The sequence below is a fragment of the Streptomyces violaceorubidus genome, assembly GCF_000717995.1.
Lineage (GTDB): Bacteria > Actinomycetota > Actinomycetes > Streptomycetales > Streptomycetaceae > Streptomyces > Streptomyces violaceorubidus.
Map to the genome: position 1 here is coordinate 1 of NZ_JODM01000052.1, position 20790 is coordinate 20790.

The 20790-nt window shown below is 72.6% G+C and carries 15 protein-coding genes and 1 pseudogene; 8 read left to right on the plus strand and 8 right to left on the minus strand.

The features are described 5' to 3' along the window. Window positions 1-148: 148 nt before the first annotated feature. The 5 genes and pseudogenes from IE94_RS36435 to IE94_RS0132865 form a co-directional block, all read right to left on the minus strand. Window positions 149-1460: pseudogene (locus IE94_RS36435) on the minus strand (DUF58 domain-containing protein). Next, complete coding sequence (locus tag IE94_RS0132850) at window positions 1460-2449, minus strand: AAA family ATPase (protein WP_030191704.1); 990 nt, start codon at window positions 2447-2449, stop codon at window positions 1460-1462. The pseudogene IE94_RS36435 and the gene IE94_RS0132850 overlap by 1 nt, the downstream one beginning before the upstream one ends. Continuing rightward, on the minus strand, window positions 2449-3666 hold the full coding sequence (locus IE94_RS0132855) for a DUF4350 domain-containing protein (RefSeq protein WP_030191707.1): 1218 nt from the start codon (window positions 3664-3666) through the stop codon (window positions 2449-2451). Before IE94_RS0132855 ends, IE94_RS0132850 begins: the two co-directional genes overlap by 1 nt. Beyond that, window positions 3663-4412 (minus strand): DUF4129 domain-containing protein, encoded by a 750-nt coding sequence (locus tag IE94_RS0132860; protein ID WP_063829762.1) that lies wholly within the window; start codon window positions 4410-4412, stop codon window positions 3663-3665. Before IE94_RS0132860 ends, IE94_RS0132855 begins: the two co-directional genes overlap by 4 nt. Window positions 4413-4416: 4 nt before the next feature. Beyond that, window positions 4417-5784 (minus strand): DUF7847 domain-containing protein, encoded by a 1368-nt coding sequence (locus IE94_RS0132865; protein ID WP_030191711.1) that lies wholly within the window; start codon window positions 5782-5784, stop codon window positions 4417-4419. A gap of 140 nt (window positions 5785-5924) precedes the next feature. Between IE94_RS0132865 and mtnA the strand changes: the two genes are divergently transcribed. From mtnA to IE94_RS0132900, 7 genes are all read left to right on the plus strand, one after another. Next, window positions 5925-7067, plus strand: a complete 1143-nt coding sequence (gene mtnA / locus IE94_RS0132870; RefSeq protein WP_030191713.1) for an S-methyl-5-thioribose-1-phosphate isomerase — start codon at window positions 5925-5927, stop codon at window positions 7065-7067. Between the two features lie 4 nt (window positions 7068-7071). Then, a complete protein-coding gene (gene mtrA, locus IE94_RS0132875) occupies window positions 7072-7761 on the plus strand; it encodes a two-component system response regulator MtrA (protein WP_003975799.1) in 690 nt (229 codons plus the stop codon). A gap of 1 nt (window position 7762) precedes the next feature. Next, entirely contained in the window at window positions 7763-9850 is a 2088-nt protein-coding gene (mtrB, locus tag IE94_RS0132880) for a two-component system sensor histidine kinase MtrB (protein ID WP_030191715.1), read from the plus strand. Further along, window positions 9840-11687, plus strand: coding sequence for an LpqB family beta-propeller domain-containing protein (locus tag IE94_RS0132885; RefSeq protein WP_030191717.1), 1848 nt, complete (start codon window positions 9840-9842; stop codon window positions 11685-11687). The genes mtrB and IE94_RS0132885 overlap by 11 nt, the downstream gene beginning before the upstream one ends. A 106-nt stretch (window positions 11688-11793) precedes the next feature. After that, window positions 11794-12699, plus strand: a complete 906-nt coding sequence (locus IE94_RS0132890; RefSeq protein WP_030191720.1) for a ComF family protein — start codon at window positions 11794-11796, stop codon at window positions 12697-12699. A gap of 313 nt (window positions 12700-13012) precedes the next feature. Further along, a complete protein-coding gene (hpf, locus tag IE94_RS0132895; protein ID WP_016326377.1) occupies window positions 13013-13705 on the plus strand; it encodes a ribosome hibernation-promoting factor, HPF/YfiA family in 693 nt (230 codons plus the stop codon). 228 nt (window positions 13706-13933) lie between these two features. Next, window positions 13934-14698, plus strand: coding sequence for a response regulator (locus tag IE94_RS0132900; protein WP_030191723.1), 765 nt, complete (start codon window positions 13934-13936; stop codon window positions 14696-14698). A 12-nt stretch (window positions 14699-14710) separates the two neighbouring features. Here the strand turns inward: IE94_RS0132900 and IE94_RS0132905 are convergent, their stop codons facing one another. Beyond that, the gene (locus tag IE94_RS0132905; RefSeq protein WP_030191727.1) at window positions 14711-15886 is read right to left on the minus strand and encodes a winged helix-turn-helix domain-containing protein; all 1176 of its coding nucleotides are present in this window, start codon (window positions 15884-15886) and stop codon (window positions 14711-14713) included. Window positions 15887-15989: 103 nt separating this feature from the next. Next, complete coding sequence (locus tag IE94_RS0132910; protein WP_030191730.1) at window positions 15990-16559, minus strand: GNAT family N-acetyltransferase; 570 nt, start codon at window positions 16557-16559, stop codon at window positions 15990-15992. A gap of 279 nt (window positions 16560-16838) precedes the next feature. Between IE94_RS0132910 and secA the strand changes: the two genes are divergently transcribed. Then, a complete protein-coding gene (gene secA / locus IE94_RS0132915; RefSeq protein WP_030191733.1) occupies window positions 16839-19682 on the plus strand; it encodes a preprotein translocase subunit SecA in 2844 nt (947 codons plus the stop codon). Window positions 19683-19789: 107 nt separating this feature from the next. On the opposite strand, the gene IE94_RS40515 is transcribed toward secA, so the two are convergent. Then, on the minus strand, window positions 19790-20790 hold a 1001-nt coding region (locus tag IE94_RS40515), incomplete at its 5' end, for an Rv3235 family protein (RefSeq protein WP_342450768.1).

Below are 20790 nucleotides of genomic sequence, written 5' to 3' on the forward strand. Positions count from 1 at the left end.
GATGGTACTGCAGGGGGGACCCTGTGGGAGAGTAGGACGCCGCCGAACAATTATTGCGAGGAGACCCCGCACCGGGAACGGTGCGGGGTTTTCTGCGTTCAGGGGTTGTTGAAACGAGAGTGGGCGGGGCCTTTTGGCCCCGCCTTTTCTATAGGCGGCCTGCCGCTTTGAGTTCCAGGTAGGCGTCTGCGAGGGCCGGGGGGAGCTCGTCCGGGGTCGCGTCGACGACTGTCACGCCGTGCCGGCGTAGTCGGTCGGCGATGTTGCGGCGTTCCGACTGGGCCTGTGCGGCCGCTGCGGCTTCGTAGACGGCGTCCGTGTGGCCGCGGGCTTCGGCCATCCGCGCCACGTAGGGGTCGGCCACCGAGGCGACGAGAACCGTGTGGCGTTGGGTCAGCTGTGGCAGGAGCGGGAGCAGTCCCTCCTCGATCGGGGCTGCGTCGAGCGTCGTGAACAGCACGATCAGGGACCGGCGGGGGGGCCGACCGGAGTGTGGCGGCGGTCAGGCCCCGCGCGTCGGTCTCCACCAGTTCCGGCTCCAGGGTCGCCATGGCGTTGACCAGGGAAGGCAGGACGTCACCCGCCGAGCGGCCCTGCAGCAGGGCGCGTACCCGGCGGTCGTGGGCGAGGAGGTCGACGCGGTCGCCCGCGCGGGAGGCCAGGGCGGCCAGGAGCAGTGCGGCGTCCATGGCCGCGTCGAGGCGGGGGGCATCGCCCACGCGTCCGGCCGAGGTACGGCCGGTGTCGAGGACGAGCAGGATGTGGCGGTCGCGTTCGGGGCGCCAGGTGCGTACGGCGACGGTGGAGTGGCGGGCGGTGGCGCGCCAGTCGATGGAACGGGTGTCGTCGCCGGGGACGTACTCGCGCAGGCTGTCGAACTCCGTGCCCTCCCCGCGGGTGAGGACGCTGGTGCGGCCGTCGAGTTCGCGGAGCCGGGACAGCTTGGAGGGGAGGTGCTTGCGGCTGGTGAACGGGGGCAGCACGCGTACCGTCCAGGGAACGCGGTGGGTGCCCTGGCGGGTGAGGAGGCCCAGGGGGCCGTAGGACCGGATCGTGACGCGGTCCGCGTGACGGTCGCCGCGGCGGGTGGGGCGCAGGCGGGTGGTCACGCGGCGGCGTTCGCCGGCGGGCACCGTCAGGCTGTGGCGGGAGGCCGCCGTCTCGGTACCCGGCAGCCAGGTGCTGGGCGGCCAGGCGTCACGCAGGCGGGCCCGGAGCGGGCGGCCCGACGGGTTGGTGACCGTCAGGGTGACGTCGGCGGTCTCGCCCAGGCGGACGGAGGTGTCGCCGGAGCGGTTCAGGCCGAGGCGCCGTACGGGGGCGGCCAGGGCGAAGTCGCAGGCGCAGGCGACGGCCAGCGGGGCGTTGACCGCGAGGATGCCCGTCCAGCCGGGGTCCCAGATGCCGATGGGGACGGAGCCCAGGGCCGCGATGAGCGCGGCGCGTCCGGTGAGGGCCATCAGCGGGGAACGGGGACGTGGGCGAGGATCGAGTTGATGACCGAGTCCGTGGTCACGCCCTCCATCTCGGCCTCCGGGCGGAGCTGTACGCGGTGCCGGAGGGTGGGGAGGGCCAGGGCTTTCACGTCGTCGGGGGTGACGTAGTCGCGGCCGGTCAGCCAGGCCCACGCGCGGGCGGTCGACAACAGGGCCGTGGCACCGCGCGGGGAGACGCCGAGGGTGAGGGACGGCGACTCGCGGGTGGCGCGGCAGATGTCGACGACGTAGGCGGTGATCTCCGGGGAGACGGTCGTCTTGGCGGCCTCCGCGCGGGCGGCCTCCAGGTCGGCGGCGCTCGCGACGGGGCGTACGCCGGCGGCGTGCAGGTCGCGCGGGTTGAAGCCGGCGGCGTGGCGGGTGAGGACGTCGATCTCGTCCTGGCGGGTGGGGAGGGGGACGGTGAGTTTGAGGAGGAAGCGGTCCAGTTGGGCTTCGGGGAGGGGGTAGGTGCCCTCGTACTCGACCGGGTTCTGGGTGGCCGCGACGAGGAAGGGCTCGGGGAGCGGGCGGGGTGTGCCGTCCACCGTGACCTGGCGCTCCTCCATGGCTTCGAGGAGGGAGGACTGGGTCTTCGGGGGCGTCCGGTTGATCTCGTCGGCGAGGAGGAGGTTGGTGAAGACCGGGCCGGGCTGGAAGGAGAACTCGGTGGTGCGGGCGTCGTAGACCAGCGAGCCGGTGACGTCGCTGGGCATCAGGTCGGGGGTGAACTGGACGCGTTTGGTGTCGAGTTCGGTGGCGGCGGCGAGGGTGCGGACGAGGAGGGTCTTGGCGACTCCGGGGACGCCTTCGAGCAGGACGTGGCCGCGGCAGAGCAGGGCTACGACGAGGCCGGTCACGGCGGCGTCCTGGCCGACCACGGCCTTGGCGATCTCGGCGCGCAGGGCTTCGAGGGCGGCACGGGCGTTGCCCGGGGCCGCGGTCTGCCCGGCGTTGTCAGTGGTCGGGTCCATCATGGACGGCGTACCTCTCTTTCGAGGGCGTCGAGTTGGTCGGCGAGTGCGATGAGGGCCGCGTCGTCGCCGGGCGGCGGGCCGAAGAGGAGGGTGTGCGGGGCCTGTCCGTCGCCGTGTGCGCCGTGGAGGTGGGCGGACAGGGCGGGCAGCAGGGACTCGGGCGTGTGCGCCTGGGTGACGGGGACGCCTACGAGAGGGGCGAGACGGGTGCGGGTGGCGGAGCGAAGAGCGGTGGCGGCCCGGTTGCGGGCGTTCGCCCTGCGGTAGAGGCGGGCGCGGCCTTCGACGGTTTCGGAGGCGCGGATCGCGACGGGGAGTTTTTCGGGCACCAGGGGGCCGAGTCGGCGTGCCCGCCACAGGGCGGCGAGGGCGGCGGCGATGAAGAGTTGCAGGGTGCCCCAGAGCCAGCCGGACGGGAGCAGGTCGAAGAGGCTGCGTTCGTCGTCCGGGTCCGGGAGGTCGGAGAGGGAGGGGAGGTACCAGACCAGGTGGTCGCGGGAGCCGAGGAGTTGCAGGGCGAGCGAGGCGTTGCCGTGCTCGTCGAGGTGGTCGTTGAAGAGGATGTCGCGGGCGCCGAGGACGACGGTGTCGCCCGGGGTGCCCTTTGCCGATGCCTTCGCGGAGGGGTCGGGGATGCGCAGCAGGGTGGCCAGGCGCCGGCTGGGGTAGCAGGCGTCGGCTTCGAGGTGGGTGCTGTAGCGGATGCCGCCGGTGTCGGCGTTGCCCGCGCGCCGTGCGGCGGGCAGGTCGCAGGCGGGGGCGAGCGTCGAGTCGAAGCTGAGCGCGGGGTCGGCGGTGACGCCGGGGGCGAGGCGTTCGACGGCACCGCCGCCGGGGGCGACGAGGACGGTGCGTCCACCGGATCCGGTCGTCGCCGCGTGCAGTCGCGTCTGCTGGCGTTCCGTCAGGAGGTCGGGCACGGCTACCAGCAGGGTGGTGTCCGGCCGGACCGCGGCCCGCGCCTCGGCCAGGGTGGCGACCACGCGCGTGGAGACCCCCCGGTCGGCCAGGAGTTCGGCGACGGCGCGGCTGCCGTAGGGGTCGGCGGAGCGCGGGTCGAGTTCCCCGTGCCGGGCGTCGGAGCGGACGACCGCGATCGCGACGGCTCCGACCAGCAGCAGCACGAGGGCGAGCGCGATGCCCCGCGCGCGGGTCCACACCTGGCGGGCGGTGGGCGAGGCCGCGGTGGTGGGGAGCGTGGCCTCGGTGGTCATTCGGCGGCTCCCCGGCGGGTGTCCCGGTCCCTGTCGCCCGTGGGGCCCCCGGCCGTACTGCTCGTGAGGTGCGGCTTGCCGCGTTCCAGGTCGTGGTCGAGTGCGGTGAGGCGCCGGTACGACGGTTCGCTGCCGGACCTGCCGCCGTACGCGACGTCGTCGAAGTCGCGGGCGGCGGCGCGCAGCCGGTCCCTGTGGGCGGGCAGGGAGTGGCCGGCCTCGGTGGCCGCCTCGTCGGCGGTGCGGCCGGGGCGGACGTCGAGCAGGGCGCGTTCCTCCAGGGCGCGGACGACGGCCCGCATGCGCTCCTGGACGGCCTGGCTCCAGTGTCCCTGGGCGGCGTGTGCCTCGGCGGCGGCCCGGTGGTCGGCGGCACTGCGGGGACGGTCGTCGAACAGGGCGGGGGCGGAGACGGGCGCGCGCCGCGGGGTGCCCAGGCGCCACCAGAGGGCGCCCAGCACCGCCATGACGGCCACGAGGACGACGACCAGGCCGAGTGTCCCCCCGGGGGTGGCGGTGGACGCCTTGCCGAACAGCTCCTCGACCCAGTCCCAGAGGGCGTTCAGGGCCCGTTGGAACCAGCTGGGGTCGTTCTCGTGGTACATGCGTTTGGACAGCTCGCGCCGCGCGTCCTCCCGTGCGGGGTCGCGCGGGACCGTCACCGGTGGCTCGTCGCCGGAGTGCGACACCGTTCGTACGGCGGCGCGTGACAGCACCTCTGTGAGAACTCCCCCCGCCCGACCCACCCCGTCAGCTCCCCGGGACGGCGCCGGGGGTGCCGGGGCCCTGGGCGCCGGCGGCGCGGGCCAGTTCGAGGTCGAGGGCCTCGCGGCGGATCCGCTGGTCGATGTACAGCAGTACGGTCACGCCCGCCGTGATCGGGAAGGTGATCATGGAGCCGATCACCGAACCGATGCCGCTGACGACGAGGAACGTCCAGCCGAGGTCGCCGGTGCCCTCCAGGAAGCCGCCGACGCCGTCGCCACCGAGGGTCGCGGCGAGGAAGGCGAAGGGGATCACGATGATCGACGCGATGACGTTGGCGATGACCGTGGCGAGCAGCTGGATGCCGAAGACGCGCCACCAGGAGCCGCGCACCAGCTTCACCGAGCGGCCCAGGGCCTTCTTGATGCCCTGCTTCTCCAGCATCAGCGCGGGGGACGCCAGCGAGAAGCGGACCATGAGCCAGATCGCCACGACTCCGCCCGCCAGGAAGCCCAGGGCGGTCAGGGCCACTCCGGCCTCGCCGCCCGCGGTCGCCGTGACCAGGAGACCGGGTGTCATGCCGACCGTGAGGAGTCCGGCGACGATGAGCAGCAGCAGGACGATCAGGCCGAACAGCTTCAGCACCTGGGGGCGGGCGTCCCGCCACGCCTCGCCGGTGGTCACCGGCCTGCCGAGTACGGCGCGGCTGGTGACGGTGGTGAGCAGGGCGGTGGCCAGTACCGTGCCGATCAGGGAGATCAGGAAGATGACGCCCGAGTTGATCGTGGTGTCGGCCAGCGCGTCGCCGAGTTCGCTCAGGGTGGCGTCGGGGTCGTTGAGCACCTCGCTGCCGGTGTCGTCCAGGACGAGGCCCTGGAGCAGCACGACGATGACCTCGGTGAAGATGGCGACGGTCAGGGAGATGCCGAGGACGGTGCGCCAGTAGGTGCGCATGGTGGAGACGGCGCCGTCGAGGATCTCGCCGACACCGAGTGGGCGGAGCGGGATCACGCCGGGCTTGGCCGCGGGCGGGGGACCGCCCCAGCCGCCGCCCCAGCCGCCTCCCCAGCCGCCGGGGCCGCCGTAGCCTGCGGGGCCCCCGTAGCCGCCTCCGTAGCCGCCTCGGGGAGGTCCGGGCGGCGGGGTGCCCCAGCCCGGACCGGGCGGTGGGGGAGGCGGGGCCTGGCCCTGGTCGGCGGGCCCGGTGGGCGCGGACCACTGGCCGGCGGGCGGCTGCTCCTTGGACCACTTCGTGCCGGGGCTCGTCGGTTCCGCACCCGGCCGGTCCGCGGGCGGCGCGGGCTGATCGGGGCCGACGGGGCGGTCGGCGGGCTCGGCGGGGCCGGACGCGCCGGGCTCGTGCCCGTCGGACGGGGCGGATCCGGGCGAGGCCCAGCCCGGAGTGTCGTTCATCGTCGCTCCTTCACGGTGCCCGTCCGCGGTCGCGGCGGCGGGTTGGCAGCCATCGTGCCATGGGGGCGTGGGGTGCGGACCGGGCGCGGTAGGGGCTGCGCACCTTCAATTGTCCGTCGTTCAGGGGGCAGACTGACCGCATGGCTGATCAGGACGCGCGAAGCGGCGAGGGCACGCGGCCGACCGGGATGCCGGTCCTTCGCTGGGAGGAACCCCCGGAGGGCCCGGTGCTGGTGCTGTTGGACCAGACCAGGCTGCCGGCCGAGGAGGTCGAGCTGGTCTGCACGGATCCGGCCGCGCTGGTGGAGGCGATCCGCTCGCTCGCCGTGCGCGGGGCACCGCTGCTGGGCATCGCGGGCGCCTACGGGGTCGCGCTCGCCGCCGTGCGCGGCTTCGAGGTCGAGGAGGCCGCGGCGGCGCTGGCGGGGGCCCGCCCCACCGCGGTGAACCTCGCCGTGGGAGTACGGCGGGCGCAGGCCGCCCACCAGGAGGCGCTCGGCAGGACCGGGGACGCCCGGCAGGCCGCCGCGGCGGCGCTGGACGCGGCGCGGGCGCTGCACCGGGAGGACGCCCGGGCCAGCGCCCGGATGGCCGCCCACGGACTGGCGCTGCTCGACGAGCTGCTGCCCGCCGGAGGGCACCGCGTCCTCACGCACTGCAACACCGGTTCGCTGGTGTCGGGCGGTGAAGGGACCGCCTTCGCGGTGGCCCTCGCGGCGCACCGGTCGGGGCGGCTGCGACGCCTGTGGGTGGACGAAACGCGCCCCTTGCTGCAAGGTGCTCGCCTGACGGCATACGAGGCGGCCCGCAACGACATGGCGTACACCTTGCTCACCGACAACGCGGCGGGTTCGCTCTTCGCGGCGGGGGAGGTGGACGCGGTGCTGATAGGGGCGGACCGCATCGCGGCCGACGGTTCGGTGGCGAACAAGGTGGGGAGCTATCCGCTCGCGGTGCTCGCGCGGTACCACCACGTGCCGTTCATCGTGGTGGCGCCGGTCACGACGGTGGATCCGGACACGCCGGACGGGGCGTCCATCGAAGTGGAACAGCGTCCCGGACATGAGGTGACCGAGGTCACAGCACCCCAGGTGCCGGTGGCGGGAGCGGGAGGCGGGATTCCGGTGGCACCCCTGGGGACCCAGGCGTACAACCCGGCGTTCGATGTGACTCCGCCCGAACTGGTGACGGCGATCGTCACCGAGGAGGGCGTGGTTTCGCCCGTGACGGCCGACGCCCTGGCCGTGCTGTGTGCCAGGTCACGCCAGGTAACGATTAGCTAATGGGATGATGTCGTTTATGAAGGGACGAGTCCTTGTCGTCGACGACGACACCGCACTGGCCGAGATGCTCGGCATTGTGCTGCGTGGTGAGGGTTTTGAGCCATCTTTCGTAGCCGACGGCGACAAGGCGCTGGCCGCCTTCCGGGAGACCAAGCCCGACCTGGTACTGCTCGACCTGATGCTGCCCGGACGGGACGGCATCGAGGTGTGCCGCCTGATCAGGGCGGAGTCGGGTGTGCCGATCGTGATGCTGACGGCGAAGAGTGACACCGTCGACGTCGTGGTGGGCCTGGAGTCGGGTGCCGACGACTACATCGTGAAGCCGTTCAAGCCGAAGGAGCTGGTGGCCCGGATCCGGGCGCGGCTGCGGAGGTCCGAGGAACCGGCGCCGGAACAGCTCGCCATAGGCGACCTGGTCATCGACGTGGCCGGTCACTCCGTGAAGCGGGACGGACAGTCGATCGCGCTGACGCCGCTGGAGTTCGACCTCCTGGTGGCGCTGGCCCGCAAGCCGTGGCAGGTGTTCACGCGCGAGGTGCTCCTGGAGCAGGTCTGGGGATACCGGCACGCCGCCGACACCCGCCTGGTCAACGTGCACGTCCAGCGGCTGCGCTCCAAGGTCGAGAAGGACCCGGAGAAGCCGGAGATCGTGGTGACGGTTCGCGGCGTCGGCTACAAGGCCGGACCGAGCTGACATGGCCAGGGACAGTGCCGCTTCGGCGCCCGGGTCCGGGGCCCGCGCCGGACGGCCTGTCGGCCCCGAGCCCGCCGGCCGCAAGCCCGCGGGCTCGCGCTGGAGCCGCCTGCTGGAGGGCGGGCTGCTGCACGGCGGGGTGCAGGGCAGCCCGGTGCTCCGTCTGTTCATGCGCTGGGTGCGCCGTCCGCTGCTGCCGGTCATGCGGCTGTGGCGGCGCAACATCCAGCTCAAGGTCGTCGCCACCACCCTGCTGATGTCGCTGGGCGTGGTGCTGCTGCTCGGCTTCGTGGTGATCGGGCAGGTCCGCAACGGACTGCTGGAAGCCAAGGTGAAGGCTTCCCAGAGCCAGGCCACCGGTGGTTTCACGGCGGCCAAGCAGAAGGCCGAGGAGGCGGCGAGCACCAGCGGCGACGACGGCGTCCCCGCCGACGGGCGTCCCTCGCAGAACGTCATCCAGTGGATGAGCGAGCTGGTGAAGTCACTCTCCAGCGGCGGCCAGAGCGCCTTCGACGTGGTCACCCTCCCCATGGGCGGGGAGAGCGGCAGCGGACGCGGTCCGCGCGCCTCGGGATCGGTCGACTGGGCGGTCAGCGTCCCCGAGGACCTGCGGGAGCGGATCGACGGCGACACCGCGGCCGCCCAGAGCTACACCCGGATCGTCTACAACTCCGACCAGGCCTCCCAGCCGGGACTGGTCATCGGCAAGCAGGTCAACGACCCGAACGGCGAGCCGTACCAGCTGTACTACCTCTTCCCGCTCACCCAGGAGGAGAAGTCGCTCAGCCTGGTCAGGGGCACTCTGGCGACCGCCGGGCTCTTCGTCGTCGTGCTGCTGGGGGCCATCGCCTGGCTCGTGGTGCGCCAGGTCGTCACGCCGGTACGGATGGCGGCGAGCATCGCCGAGCGGCTGTCCGCGGGGCGGTTGCAGGAACGGATGAAGGTCACCGGCGAGGACGACATCGCCCGGCTCGGCGAGGCCTTCAACAAGATGGCGCAGAACCTCCAGCTCAAGATCAGCCAGCTGGAGGACCTCTCGCGGATGCAGCGGCGGTTCGTCTCCGACGTGTCGCACGAGCTGCGGACGCCGCTGACGACCGTACGGATGGCGGCCGACGTCATCCACGACGCGCGCGTGGACTTCGATCCGGTGACCGCGCGGTCGGCCGAACTGCTCGCCGACCAGCTGGACCGGTTCGAGACGCTGCTCGCCGATCTGCTGGAGATCAGCCGCTTCGACGCGGGCGCCGCCGCGCTGGAGGCCGAGCCGATAGACCTCAGGGAGGTCGTACGGCGCGTGGTCAGCGGCGCGGAGCCGCTCGCCGAGCGCAAGGGCACGGGGATACGCGTCGTCGGCGACCAGCAGCCCGTCGTCGCCGAGGCGGACGCCCGGCGCGTGGAGCGCGTGCTGCGCAACCTCGTCGTCAACGCCGTCGAGCACGGCGAGGGCCGGGACGTCGTCGTCAAGCTCGCCGCCGCCGGCGGCGCGGTCGCCGTCGCGGTGCGCGACTACGGCGTGGGACTCAAGCCGGGCGAGGCCACCCGGGTCTTCAGCCGCTTCTGGCGGGCCGACCCGGCACGCGCGCGTACCACCGGCGGAACGGGGCTGGGCCTGTCGATCGCCCTGGAGGACGCGCGGCTGCACGGCGGCTGGTTGCAGGCCTGGGGGGAGCCCGGCGGCGGCTCGCAGTTCCGGCTGACGCTGCCCAGGACCGCGGACGAGCCCCTCAGGGGTTCACCGATACCGCTGGAGCCGACGGACTCGCGCCGCAACCGCGGACTCCATGACGCGGGACTCGACGACACAGCGGCGGCGCACGGCGCGGACCGGCCGGTCGGCGTCCCTGCGCAGGCGTCGGCCGGGCAGGTGTCCGCGGTGCCCGCGCGGGGGCCGATAACGCCGCGGCAGGCCGCCGTGACCCCCACGGCCGATCCGACGGCCCTGCCGGGCAACGGCGCGCGGGTGGTGCCGAGGCCCGCGTCGGGTGCCCGGAGACCGGACGGCGGTCCGGCACCGGAGGCGGCGAACCGATCGGAGGCCGGTCCTGACGAACCGAGCAGGCAAGGGGAGGCATCTCGTGGGCGCTGACCGCGGGGAGGGCGGTCGGCGCGGGCCGGCCCGCGTGGTGGTGTACGCCGTCGGCGGCGTCGTACTGCTGGCCGGGTGCGCGTCCATGCCCGACAGCGGGGACCTCCGGGGCGTGGAGTCCACGCCCCGGCAGGACCCGCAGGTGCGGGTGTTCGCGATGCCGCCGCAGGAGGACGCCCCGCCCTCCGACATCGTGCAGGGCTTTCTGGAGGCGCTGACCAGCGACGACCCGCACTACGAGACGGCGCGCAAGTACCTGACCGGCGCCGCCGCGAAGAACTGGCGACCGGACGAGTCGGCGACGGTGCTCGCGGGAGGGCCCGGAACGCAGTCCGACCACTCGGGCAACCGCGAGGACGCCAACGACTACTCGGTGACCCTGACCGGCACCAAGGTGGCCACGGTGGACGCGCAGCAGTCGTACTCGCCGGCCGACGGCGCGTACCGCGGGTCGGTGCACCTCAGCCGGGACGGCAAGACCAAGCAGTGGCGCATCGACGTGCTGCCGCAGGGCGTCGTCATGGGCAAGTCCGACTTCCAGCGCAACTACATGTCGGTCAACCGGTACTACTTCGCCTCGAACACCACGGTGCGCGCGGACGCCGGGGCGGGAGCGGTCCGGGAGCCGGCCGCCGTCGCCGATCCCGTCTATGTGCGCCGGCGTGTGGATCCGATGACCCAGGTGGTGCGTTCCCTGCTCAGCGGTCCGACGAGCCTGCTGGGTCCCGTGGTCAGGTCCAGCTTCCCGACCGGGACGGCGCTGGCGAAGAACGTCGTCTCGCTGGCGCCCGACGACCGCAGCAAGCTGACCGTTCCGCTGAACGACAAGGCGGCCCGGGCCGGCGCGGCCAAGTGCGACGAGATGGCCGCGCAGCTCCTCTTCACCCTGCAGAACCTCACCCCGGCGGTGGAGGAGGTCGAGCTGCGCTCGGGCGACGAGCAGCTGTGTTCGCTCTCCGAGGACCGGGCCGAGACGGTGGCGACGCGCGGCTCGGCGCAGCGGCCCGACTACCTGTACTTCGTCGACGAAGAGGACCGCCTGGTGCGGCTCGCCGCCGGCAGCAACGGGACCCGGGCCGAACCGGTGCCCGGCCCGCTCGGCGAGGGGCACCGCGCCCTGCGCTCGGTGGCGGTCTCGCGCGACGAGCACAGCGCCGCCGGGATCGGTCTCGACAACAAGTCGCTGTACGTCGGTTCGCTGGTGTCGGACGGTTCGCTCGGCGACCCCGTGCTGACCAGTCACGGCAAGTCGGAGGCGGACCGGCTGACCCCGCCCAGCTGGGACACCGAGGGCGACCTGTGGATCGCCGACCGCGATCCGGCCGATCCGCGGCTGCTGCTGCTGAAGGGCGGGGAGGGCGAGCCGGTGGAGGTGCGGACGCCGGGGCTCGACGGGCGCGTCCAGGCCGTGCGGGTGGCCGCCGACGGGGTGCGGATCGCGCTCGTCGTGGAGAAGGACGGCAAGCGGTCGCTGCTCATCGGACGGATCGAACGGGACGCGAAGGCGGGCGAGCCGCCCTCGGTCACCGTGCTCGAACTGCGCTCCGCGACCCCCGAGCTGGAGGAGGTCACGGCCATGTCCTGGGCCGGTGACGCCCGGCTCGTGGTGGTCGGGCGGGAGCGTGGGGGCGTGCAGCAGATCGGCTACGTCCAGGTCGACGGCTCGGCGCCGGAGGCCTCGGTGCCGGCGGCGCTGACCGGGGTCAAGGAGATCGCCGCGACCGAGGACGAGCGGCTGCCGCTGGTGGCCTACTCGGAGGACCTGATCGTGCGGCTGCCGTCCGGGCTCCAGTGGCAGAAGGTGACGGAGGGAACCGCGCCGGTCTATCCGGGGTGAGGGCGGCCGGCCGCTCCCCGGTCCCGACCGGGTTTTCCACAGGACGCCGGGCGAGGTTTTCCACAGGCCTGGCAGGGCTCCGCGAAGGTGCCGCACAGTGGTGGCCATGCGGGGATTGCGGACGGTACGGGAATGGTGGGCGGACCTCACGGACCTGGTGCTGCCGGCCGAGTGCGGCGGCTGCGGCGGGGCGCGCGCGGTGCTGTGCCCCCGGTGCCGTACGGCGCTGAGCGGGGGGCCGCCGCGCCGGGTGCGTCCGGATCCGGAGCCGCCGGGTCTGCCCGCGGTGCACGCGGCGGCGCCGTACGCGGACGAGGTGCGGGCGGCGCTGCTGGCCCACAAGGAGCGGGGTGTGCTGGCCCTCGCGGCACCGCTCGGCGCGGCACTGGCGAAAGCGGTGCGGGCGGGGTTGCGCGAGGCGTGGACGGCGCCGGGCGGAGCGGGTGCCGGCGGCGTACGGGAGCGGGGACCGGTGCTGCTGGTGCCCGTGCCGTCGGCGCGCGGCGCGGTGCGCACCCGCGGGCACGACCCGGCGCGGCGGATCGCCCTCGCGGCGGCGGGGGAGCTGCGGCGCACCGGGGTGCCGGTCCGGGTGCTGGCGGTGCTGCGGCAGCGGTACGCCGTGGCCGACCAGTCGGGCCTGGACGCCCGGCGGCGGCTGGACAACCTCGCGGGCGCGCTGGCGGTGGCTTCCGGGGGTGGCGGCCTGTTGCGCGGGGGTGGGGCCCTCGTCCTGGTCGACGACCTGATGACGACGGGGGCGTCACTGGCCGAGGCGGCCCGTGCGGTGCGTGCGGCGACGGCCGCCGCCGTTGAGTCGGGGGCGGGACCCGGCACGTACGGGACGGCGGGATCGGCCGTGTATCCGGCGTCGGCGGGGGAAGGCAGAGAGGAACGGAGGACCGGGCCCCGCATGGCGGGTCGGTACGGAGGCGAGGTCGTGATGCGTGAGGCGGTCTGCGCGGCAGTGGTCGCGGCGTCACCAGATTCCTTCGAAATAAACCGGAACTGACTGAGATCTTGCGTCGTTGCAGGTAATGAGAGGGGCAATTCACCGAAATGGAGGTACACCGCGGTAGAGGGTGACGACATCCGTCCGGGCGAGATATGTTCGGTTGTGAGGCAAAGCCGCAGGCCACACCTCTCAAATCCGAATGCCGTGCTGCGGGTTTCAGCGTCATCACCCGCACCGGTGGAGTGGAGATCCCGCCCGTGGGGGAGGAGGTGGACGTCACCGAGTCCGAGGTTTCGGGATGGACCGGAACCTGGTGCAAAAGGGAGATGCTCCGCCGTCGAAGCGGAGCGATCCGGGAACGGAGTTCTGCGTGGACATCGTCGTCAAGGGCCGCAAGACCGAGGTGCCCGAGCGGTTCCGGAAGCACGTGGCCGAGAAGCTGAAGCTGGAGAAGATCCAGAAGCTCGATGGCAAGGTGATCAGCCTCGACGTCGAGGTGTCCAAGGAGCCGAACCCCCGGCAGGCCGACCGCTGTGACCGAGTGGAGATCACCCTCCGCTCCCGCGGTCCGGTGATTCGGGCGGAGGCGGCGGCGAGCGACCCCTACGCGGCGCTCGACCTGGCGGCGGAGAAGCTGGGCGCACGGCTGCGCAAGCAGCACGACAAGCGCTTCTCGCGCCGCGGCGCACGTCGGATCTCGGCGGCCGAGGTCGCCGACCACGTACCCGGCGCGGCGACACTCAACGGGAACGGCGACGTCGTCCCGACGGAGAAGCAGGACGGCGTACCCACCAAGAAGATCGGCTCGCTCGAGGTCCAGGGCGACGGCCCGCTCGTCGTCCGGGAGAAGACCCACGTGGCCGCGCCCATGTCCCTCGACCAGGCGCTCTACGAGATGGAGCTGGTCGGGCACGACTTCTACCTGTTCGTCGACTCGGAGACGAAGGAGCCCAGCGTCGTCTACCGGCGGCACGCCTACGACTACGGCGTGATCCACCTGACCACGGACACGATGGTCACCCAGGCGCATGCTCCCGACGCGGGAGACGCGCTCGGCGGCTGACACACCCAGCCGGGTGACAGCGGTCCGGTGCCCCTGGAGTGCGTGTGCGCCCCCCAGGGGCACCGACGTGCGACGGTGCGCGAGGGTGTGCGACCCCAACGCTGCCCGTTCGGTCACCCCGCTGTCCGCCGGACATGGAATCATGGCGGCACGGCCCAACCGGTGGGTCGTTGCTCTGGGTTGGCGATGGCTCAGGACCACGTGCCACAGCCTTCAGGGGGAGGAACGATGGCGGACAGTTTCGGACCGATGCGGGGCGCGGGCGTCGACCATGGGATCGACGGCGGGGTCTCCGGCATGGGCCCGGACCCGGACGCGGGCTCCGCGCGCGAGGAGCCGATCAGGGTGCTGGTCGTGGACGACCACGCCCTCTTCCGCCGAGGCCTGGAGATCGTGCTGGCGGCCGAGGAGGACATCCAGGTCGTCGGAGAGGCCGGTGACGGCGCCGAGGCCGTGGAGAAGGCCGCCGACCTGCTTCCCGACATCGTCCTGATGGATGTGCGGATGCCCAAGCGGGGCGGTATCGAGGCCTGCACCTCCATCAAGGAGGTGGCCCCCAGTGCCAAGATCATCATGCTGACGATCAGCGACGAGGAGGCCGACCTCTACGACGCGATCAAGGCGGGCGCCACAGGTTATCTCCTCAAGGAGATCTCGACGGACGAGGTGGCCACCGCCATTCGCGCGGTGGCCGACGGGCAGTCCCAGATCAGTCCCTCCATGGCGTCGAAACTGCTCACCGAGTTCAAGTCGATGATCCAGCGGACCGACGAACGGCGACTGGTGCCCGCGCCGCGGCTCACGGACCGCGAGCTGGAGGTCCTCAAACTCGTCGCCACGGGAATGAACAACCGCGACATCGCGAAGGAACTGTTCATTTCCGAGAACACCGTCAAGAACCACGTGCGCAACATCCTGGAGAAACTGCAGCTCCACTCCAGGATGGAGGCCGTGGTGTACGCGATGCGGGAGAAGATCCTCGAGATCCGCTGAGCCGGTCCGCGGTCAGGCGAGCAGCCGGGCCAGCTCCCGGGTGAGGGGCTCGCGCAGCTCCGGTGCCTCGACCCGCTCCACGCGGACGTCCGCGCAGTCCACCCAGCTCGCCGCCTCGACCAGGGCCTGGGCCACCGCCGGGGCCGCCTTGGGGCCGTCCAGCGTGACCTGCTTGGCGACCAGGGTGCGCCCCTCGCGGGCCGGGTCCACGCGGCCGACGAGTCGGCCGCCGGCCAGGACCGGCATCGCGAAGTAGCCGTGCACCCGCTTCTGCTTGGGCACATAGGCCTCCAGCCGGTGGGTGAAGCCGAAGATCCGCTCCGTGCGCGCCCGCTCCCAGACGAGGGAGTCGAAGGGCGAGAGCAGCGTGGTGCGGTGACGGCCTCGCGGGGGAGTCTCCAGGGCCGCCGGGTCCGCCCAGGCCGGCCGGCCCCAGCCCTGCACCGTCACCGGCACCAGGCCCGAGTCGGCGATCACGGCGTCGACCTGCTCGGCCTTGAGCCGGTGGTAGTCCGCGATGTCCGCGCGCGTGCCCACGCCCAGGGACTGGCCGGCCAGGCGGACCAGGCGGCGCAGGCACTCGGTGTCGTCCAGGTCGTCGTGCAGCAGCGCGGCCGGGACCGCGCGCTCGGCCAGGTCGTACACCCGCTTCCAGCCCCGGCGCTCCACGCACACCACCTCGCCGTACATGAGCGCGCGCTCGACGGCGACCTTCGTGCCCGACCAGTCCCACCACTCGCTGGTCTTCTTCGCGCCGCCCAGGTCCGTCGCCGTGAGAGGGCCCTCGGTGCGCAGCTGCTTGACGACGCGGTCGTAGTCGCCGTCGGGGAGGTGGTGGTTCCAGTGCGGCCGGTTGCGGTAGGCGCGGCGGCGGAAGGCGAAGTGGGGCCACTCCTCGATGGGGAGGATGCAGGCGGCGTGGGACCAGTACTCGAACGCGTGGGTGTCCGTCCAGTACGCGTCGTCGACGGTCCGGCGGCCGACCGCGCCCAGGCGGGCGTACGGGACGAGCTCGTGGGAGCGGGCGAGGACCGAGATGGTGTCGAGCTGCACCGCGCCCAGGTGACGGAGGACGCCGCGGACGCCCGCACGGCGGTCGGGGGCGCCGAGGAAGCCCTGCGCGCGGAGGGCGAGGCGGCGGGCCTCGTCGGCGGACAGTTCCGTGGCGGGGGGCGGCAGGGTCGTCATACGTCCGCACGATAGGGGGTGGGTCTGACAGTGGGGGCGGCCGCGGTGAGGTCGGCGCCGGGGGCGGTGCCCGCCGGGCGCCGAGGAAGGCGGACGGGCGCGGCTACGACTGGGCGGGCAGGTAGGGGGACGTCGACGGCAGGGCGAGGTCCGAGGGGAGGAGGGAGCCGATCCAGCAGTCCCGGCGTACGCCCAGGTTGTTGATACCGGAGCGCAAGGTGCCCTCCATGGTGAAGCCCGCCCGCCCGGCCACCGCGCGGGAGGCCGTGTTGCCGACCTCGGCGCGCCACTCCAGGCGGTCCACGGCCCGCTCGGTGAAGGCCCAGCGGGCGACGGCGACGGCGGCCTCGGTGACGTGGCCCCGGCCGCGGTGTTCCTTGGTGCCCCAGAACCCGATCTCGCCGACGCCCGGGGAGACCATCGTGACGCCGAGCATGCCCACCAGGTGCCCGGCGGGGAGGAAGAGGCCGAAGGTGAACATCGAGTCGTTCGCCCAGCCGTCGGGCACCAACTGCTCCGTGAAGCCCCGCGCGTGCTCCGGGAGGTACGGCGAGGGGATCGTCGTCCAGCGCTGGATGTCGGGATCCTGCGCGGCGGCGTACACGGCGTCGGTGTCCTCGGGGCCGACCGTGCGCAGGACCAGGCGGTCGGTGGTGAGCGTGACGGGTTCCATCGGCCGATTCTGCGCGGGGCCCGGATCCGGCGCCACTGTTTTGCCGTCCGTGAACATCCGGTCACCTCGCGTGCGATTCGCGGAAGGGTGCGGCACCATCCGCGGGGCCGGGACGTTGAAAGGGGTGACAGCAGACGGGAATGCTGGATGTAAGGAGTGGACGGTCCCCGTTGCGGCAGGCCTCCCGGGGCGGCGGGGTCCTCGCATACGATGGCCGTTGCTCAGTCCGTCACAGGAAACCGACCGTCCCAGGCCCGACCGGCAAGGAGACCAACCCCCGTGTCCGTCCTCTCCAAGATCATGCGTGCAGGCGAAGGCAAGATCCTGCGCAAGCTGCACCGCATCGCGGACCAGGTCAACTCCATCGAAGAGGACTTCACTGACCTCTCCGACGCCGAGCTGAGGGCCCTCACCGACGAGTACAAGCAGCGCTACGCCGACGGTGAGAGCCTGGACGACCTGCTGCCCGAAGCCTTCGCCACCGTCCGCGAGGCCGCCAAGCGCGTCCTGGGCCAGCGCCACTACGACGTGCAGATCATGGGCGGCGCCGCCCTGCACATGGGCTACGTGGCCGAGATGAAGACCGGTGAGGGCAAGACCCTCGTCGGCACGCTGCCCGCCTACCTCAACGCCCTGTCCGGCGAGGGCGTGCACATCGTCACGGTCAACGACTACCTGGCCGAGCGCGACTCGGAGCTGATGGGCCGCGTCCACAAGTTCCTCGGGCTGAACGTCGGCTGCATCCTCGCCAACCAGACGCCGGCCCAGCGCCGCGAGATGTACGCCTGCGACATCACCTACGGCACGAACAACGAGTTCGGCTTCGACTACCTGCGCGACAACATGGCGTGGTCCAAGGACGAGCTCGTCCAGCGCGGCCACAACTTCGCCATCGTCGACGAGGTCGACTCCATCCTCGTCGACGAGGCCCGTACGCCGCTGATCATCTCCGGCCCGGCCGACCAGGCCACCAAGTGGTACGGCGACTTCGCCAAGCTGGTCACCCGCCTGAAGAAGGGCGAGGCGGGCAACACCCTCAAGGGCATCGAGGAGACCGGTGACTACGAGGTCGACGAGAAGAAGCGCACCGTCGCCATCCACGAGTCGGGCGTGTCCAAGGTCGAGGACTGGCTGGGCATCGACAACCTCTACGAGTCGGTGAACACCCCGCTGGTCGGTTACCTGAACAACGCCATCAAGGCGAAGGAACTGTTCAAGAAGGACAAGGACTACGTCGTCCTCGACGGCGAGGTCATGATCGTCGACGAGCACACCGGCCGTATCCTCGCCGGCCGCCGCTACAACGAGGGCATGCACCAGGCGATCGAGGCGAAGGAGGGGGTGGACATCAAGGACGAGAACCAGACGCTCGCCACGATCACCCTCCAGAACTTCTTCCGCCTCTACAAGCGCCACGACCACAACGGCAAGGAACAGCCCGGTCTGTCCGGCATGACCGGTACGGCGATGACCGAGGCCGCCGAGTTCCACCAGATCTACAAGCTCGGCGTGGTGCCCATCCCGACCAACCGGCCGATGGTCCGCAAGGACCAGTCGGACCTGATCTACCGCACCGAGGTCGCCAAGTTCGAGGCGGTCGTCGACGACATCGAGGAGAAGCACCGCAAGGGGCAGCCGATCCTCGTCGGCACCACCTCGGTCGAGAAGTCCGAGTACCTCTCGCAGCAGCTCAGCAAGCGCGGCGTCCAGCACGAGGTGCTGAACGCCAAGCAGCACGACCGGGAGGCGACGATCGTCGCCCAGGCGGGCCGCAAGGGCGCGGTGACGGTGGCCACGAACATGGCCGGCCGTGGTACGGACATCAAGCTCGGCGGCAACCCCGAGGACCTCGCCGAGGCGGAGCTGCGCCAGCGCGGCCTCGATCCCGAGGAGCACATCGAGGAGTGGGCCGCGGCCCTGCCCGCCGCCCTGGAGCGGGCCGAGCACGCGGTCAAGGCCGAGTTCGAAGAGGTCAAGGAGCTGGGCGGCCTCTACGTCCTCGGTACCGAGCGGCACGAGTCGCGGCGCATCGACAACCAGCTGCGCGGTCGTTCCGGCCGTCAGGGCGACCCCGGCGAGTCCCGGTTCTACCTCTCCCTGGGCGACGACCTGATGCGGCTGTTCAAGGCCCAGATGGTCGAGCGCGTGATGTCCATGGCCAACGTGCCGGACGACGTGCCGATCGAGAACAAGATGGTCACGCGCGCGATCGCGTCCGCCCAGTCGCAGGTCGAGACGCAGAACTTCGAGACCCGCAAGAACGTCCTGAAGTACGACGAGGTCCTCAACCGCCAGCGTGAGGTCATCTACGGCGAGCGTCGCCGCGTCCTGGAGGGCGAGGACCTGCAGGAGCAGATCCAGCACTTCATGAACGACACGATCGACGCCTACGTGCAGGCCGAGACCGCCGAGGGCTTCCCGGAGGACTGGGACCTCGACCGGCTGTGGGGCGCGTTCAAGCAGCTCTACCCGGTGAAGATCACCGTCGAGGAGCTGGAGGAGGCGGCCGGCGACCGGGCCGGCCTGACCGCCGACTACATCGCGGAGTCCATCAAGGACGACGTCATGGAGCAGTACGAGGCGCGGGAGAAGCAGCTCGGCTCCGAGATCATGCGCGAGCTGGAGCGCCGGGTCGTCCTGTCGGTCCTGGACCGCAAGTGGCGGGAGCACCTCTACGAGATGGACTACCTCCAGGAGGGCATCGGCCTGCGCGCGATGGCGCAGAAGGACCCGCTGGTCGAGTACCAGCGCGAGGGCTTCGACATGTTCCAGGCCATGATGGAGGGCATCAAGGAGGAGTCCGTCGGCTACCTGTTCAACCTGGAGGTCCAGGTCGAGCAGCAGGTCGAGGAGGTACCCGTCGAGGACGCGGCGCCCTCGCTCGACAAGGGCGTGCAGGACGCGGTCCCGGCCCAGGCGGGCGCCCGCCCGGAGATCCGGGCCAAGGGCCTCGACGCGCCGCAGCGCCGGGACCTGCACTTCTCCGCTCCGACCGTGGACGGCGAGGGCGGGGTCGTCGAGGGCGAGTTCACCGACGGCGAGCCCGCGCAGGCCCAGTCGGACGGCCTCACGCGCGCGGAGCGCCGCAAGCAGGCCAAGGGCGGACGGCGCCGCAAGAAGTGACGGTGCGGTGCCCGCGGGTGCCGCAGCGGTGAGAGGGGCCGGTCACCTCGGGTGACCGGCCCCTCTTGTCTGTCCGCGGGCCAGAGGACCTGCCGGACCGACGGGTGTCAGTCGTCGTCCGTCCGGGGCCTTCGGGGGCCGCCCAGTTCCACCGCGGTACAGCGCCAGCGCAGGTCCCGGCCCTGCTCCAGGCGGAAGGCCATGGCACGCAGCCGGTCGCCCGCGCCGATGCGTGCGAAGACCTCCAGGGCGCCCGGCCGGGGCTCGAAGTAGCCGATGTCGCGCACGACGGGGGCGGCGCCGCGGGTGCGCAGGGGGACGCGCTCGGCGAGATCGGCGAGATCGTCGTAGGCGCGGCCCACGGTGTGCCGGAGCATCGAGTGGACGGGGCGCCGACCGCTGAGAACGCCGAGGAGAAGCTCGGCGAAGTGGTCGGTGGGGCGCAACTGCGGGACGGGGCGGCGCGGGGTCTGTGCGGGGACGAGAGGCGCTGCCGCGGGCCGGGTGTACGGGCGGGTGACAGGTGCGGTCGTACGCGTGGTGGGGGCCGTGCCGGCCCGCACGGCGAGACCTGGGGCGTACGCCGCGGGGGCGCGGGATCCGGCGGGAGCGGCGACGGTTGTGGCGGGGTCCGGCGCGGAGGCCGCTCCGGGGGCGTCCGGTGAGGTGGCCGGGCCCGGCCTGGTGGCCCGGGCCACGCCCGGCGTGGGCGGCCGGGTGTCCGCCGGCCGCGTACGGGACCGCTGGGGGCGGCCGGGGGAGCCCGGCGGACGTCCGCCCGGTGCCGCGGCGCGCGGGACGCGTCCTCCGGGCCTGCGGGGCGGCAGTCCGCCGGGCAGGTGCGGCGGGGTTTCGGCGGGGCCTGCCGGGGTCTCGCCGACCCTGCCGGGGATGTGGGAGGGGGCGGGGCGGGCCGCGTCGGTGGGAACGCCCGGTGCGGTGCGGTCGGGCGGCTGCGGGGCCGGGGTGCCACCGGGAGCGCGGGTTGGGCCGTCGGCGGGGCCGGTCAGCGGTGCGTGGACGGTGTGCTGGGGTGCCGGGGTGCCGGGAGTGCGGGGGGAGGGCTGGAGGCCGGGGCGGGTGCCGGGGCCGTGGGGTGCGGGTGGTG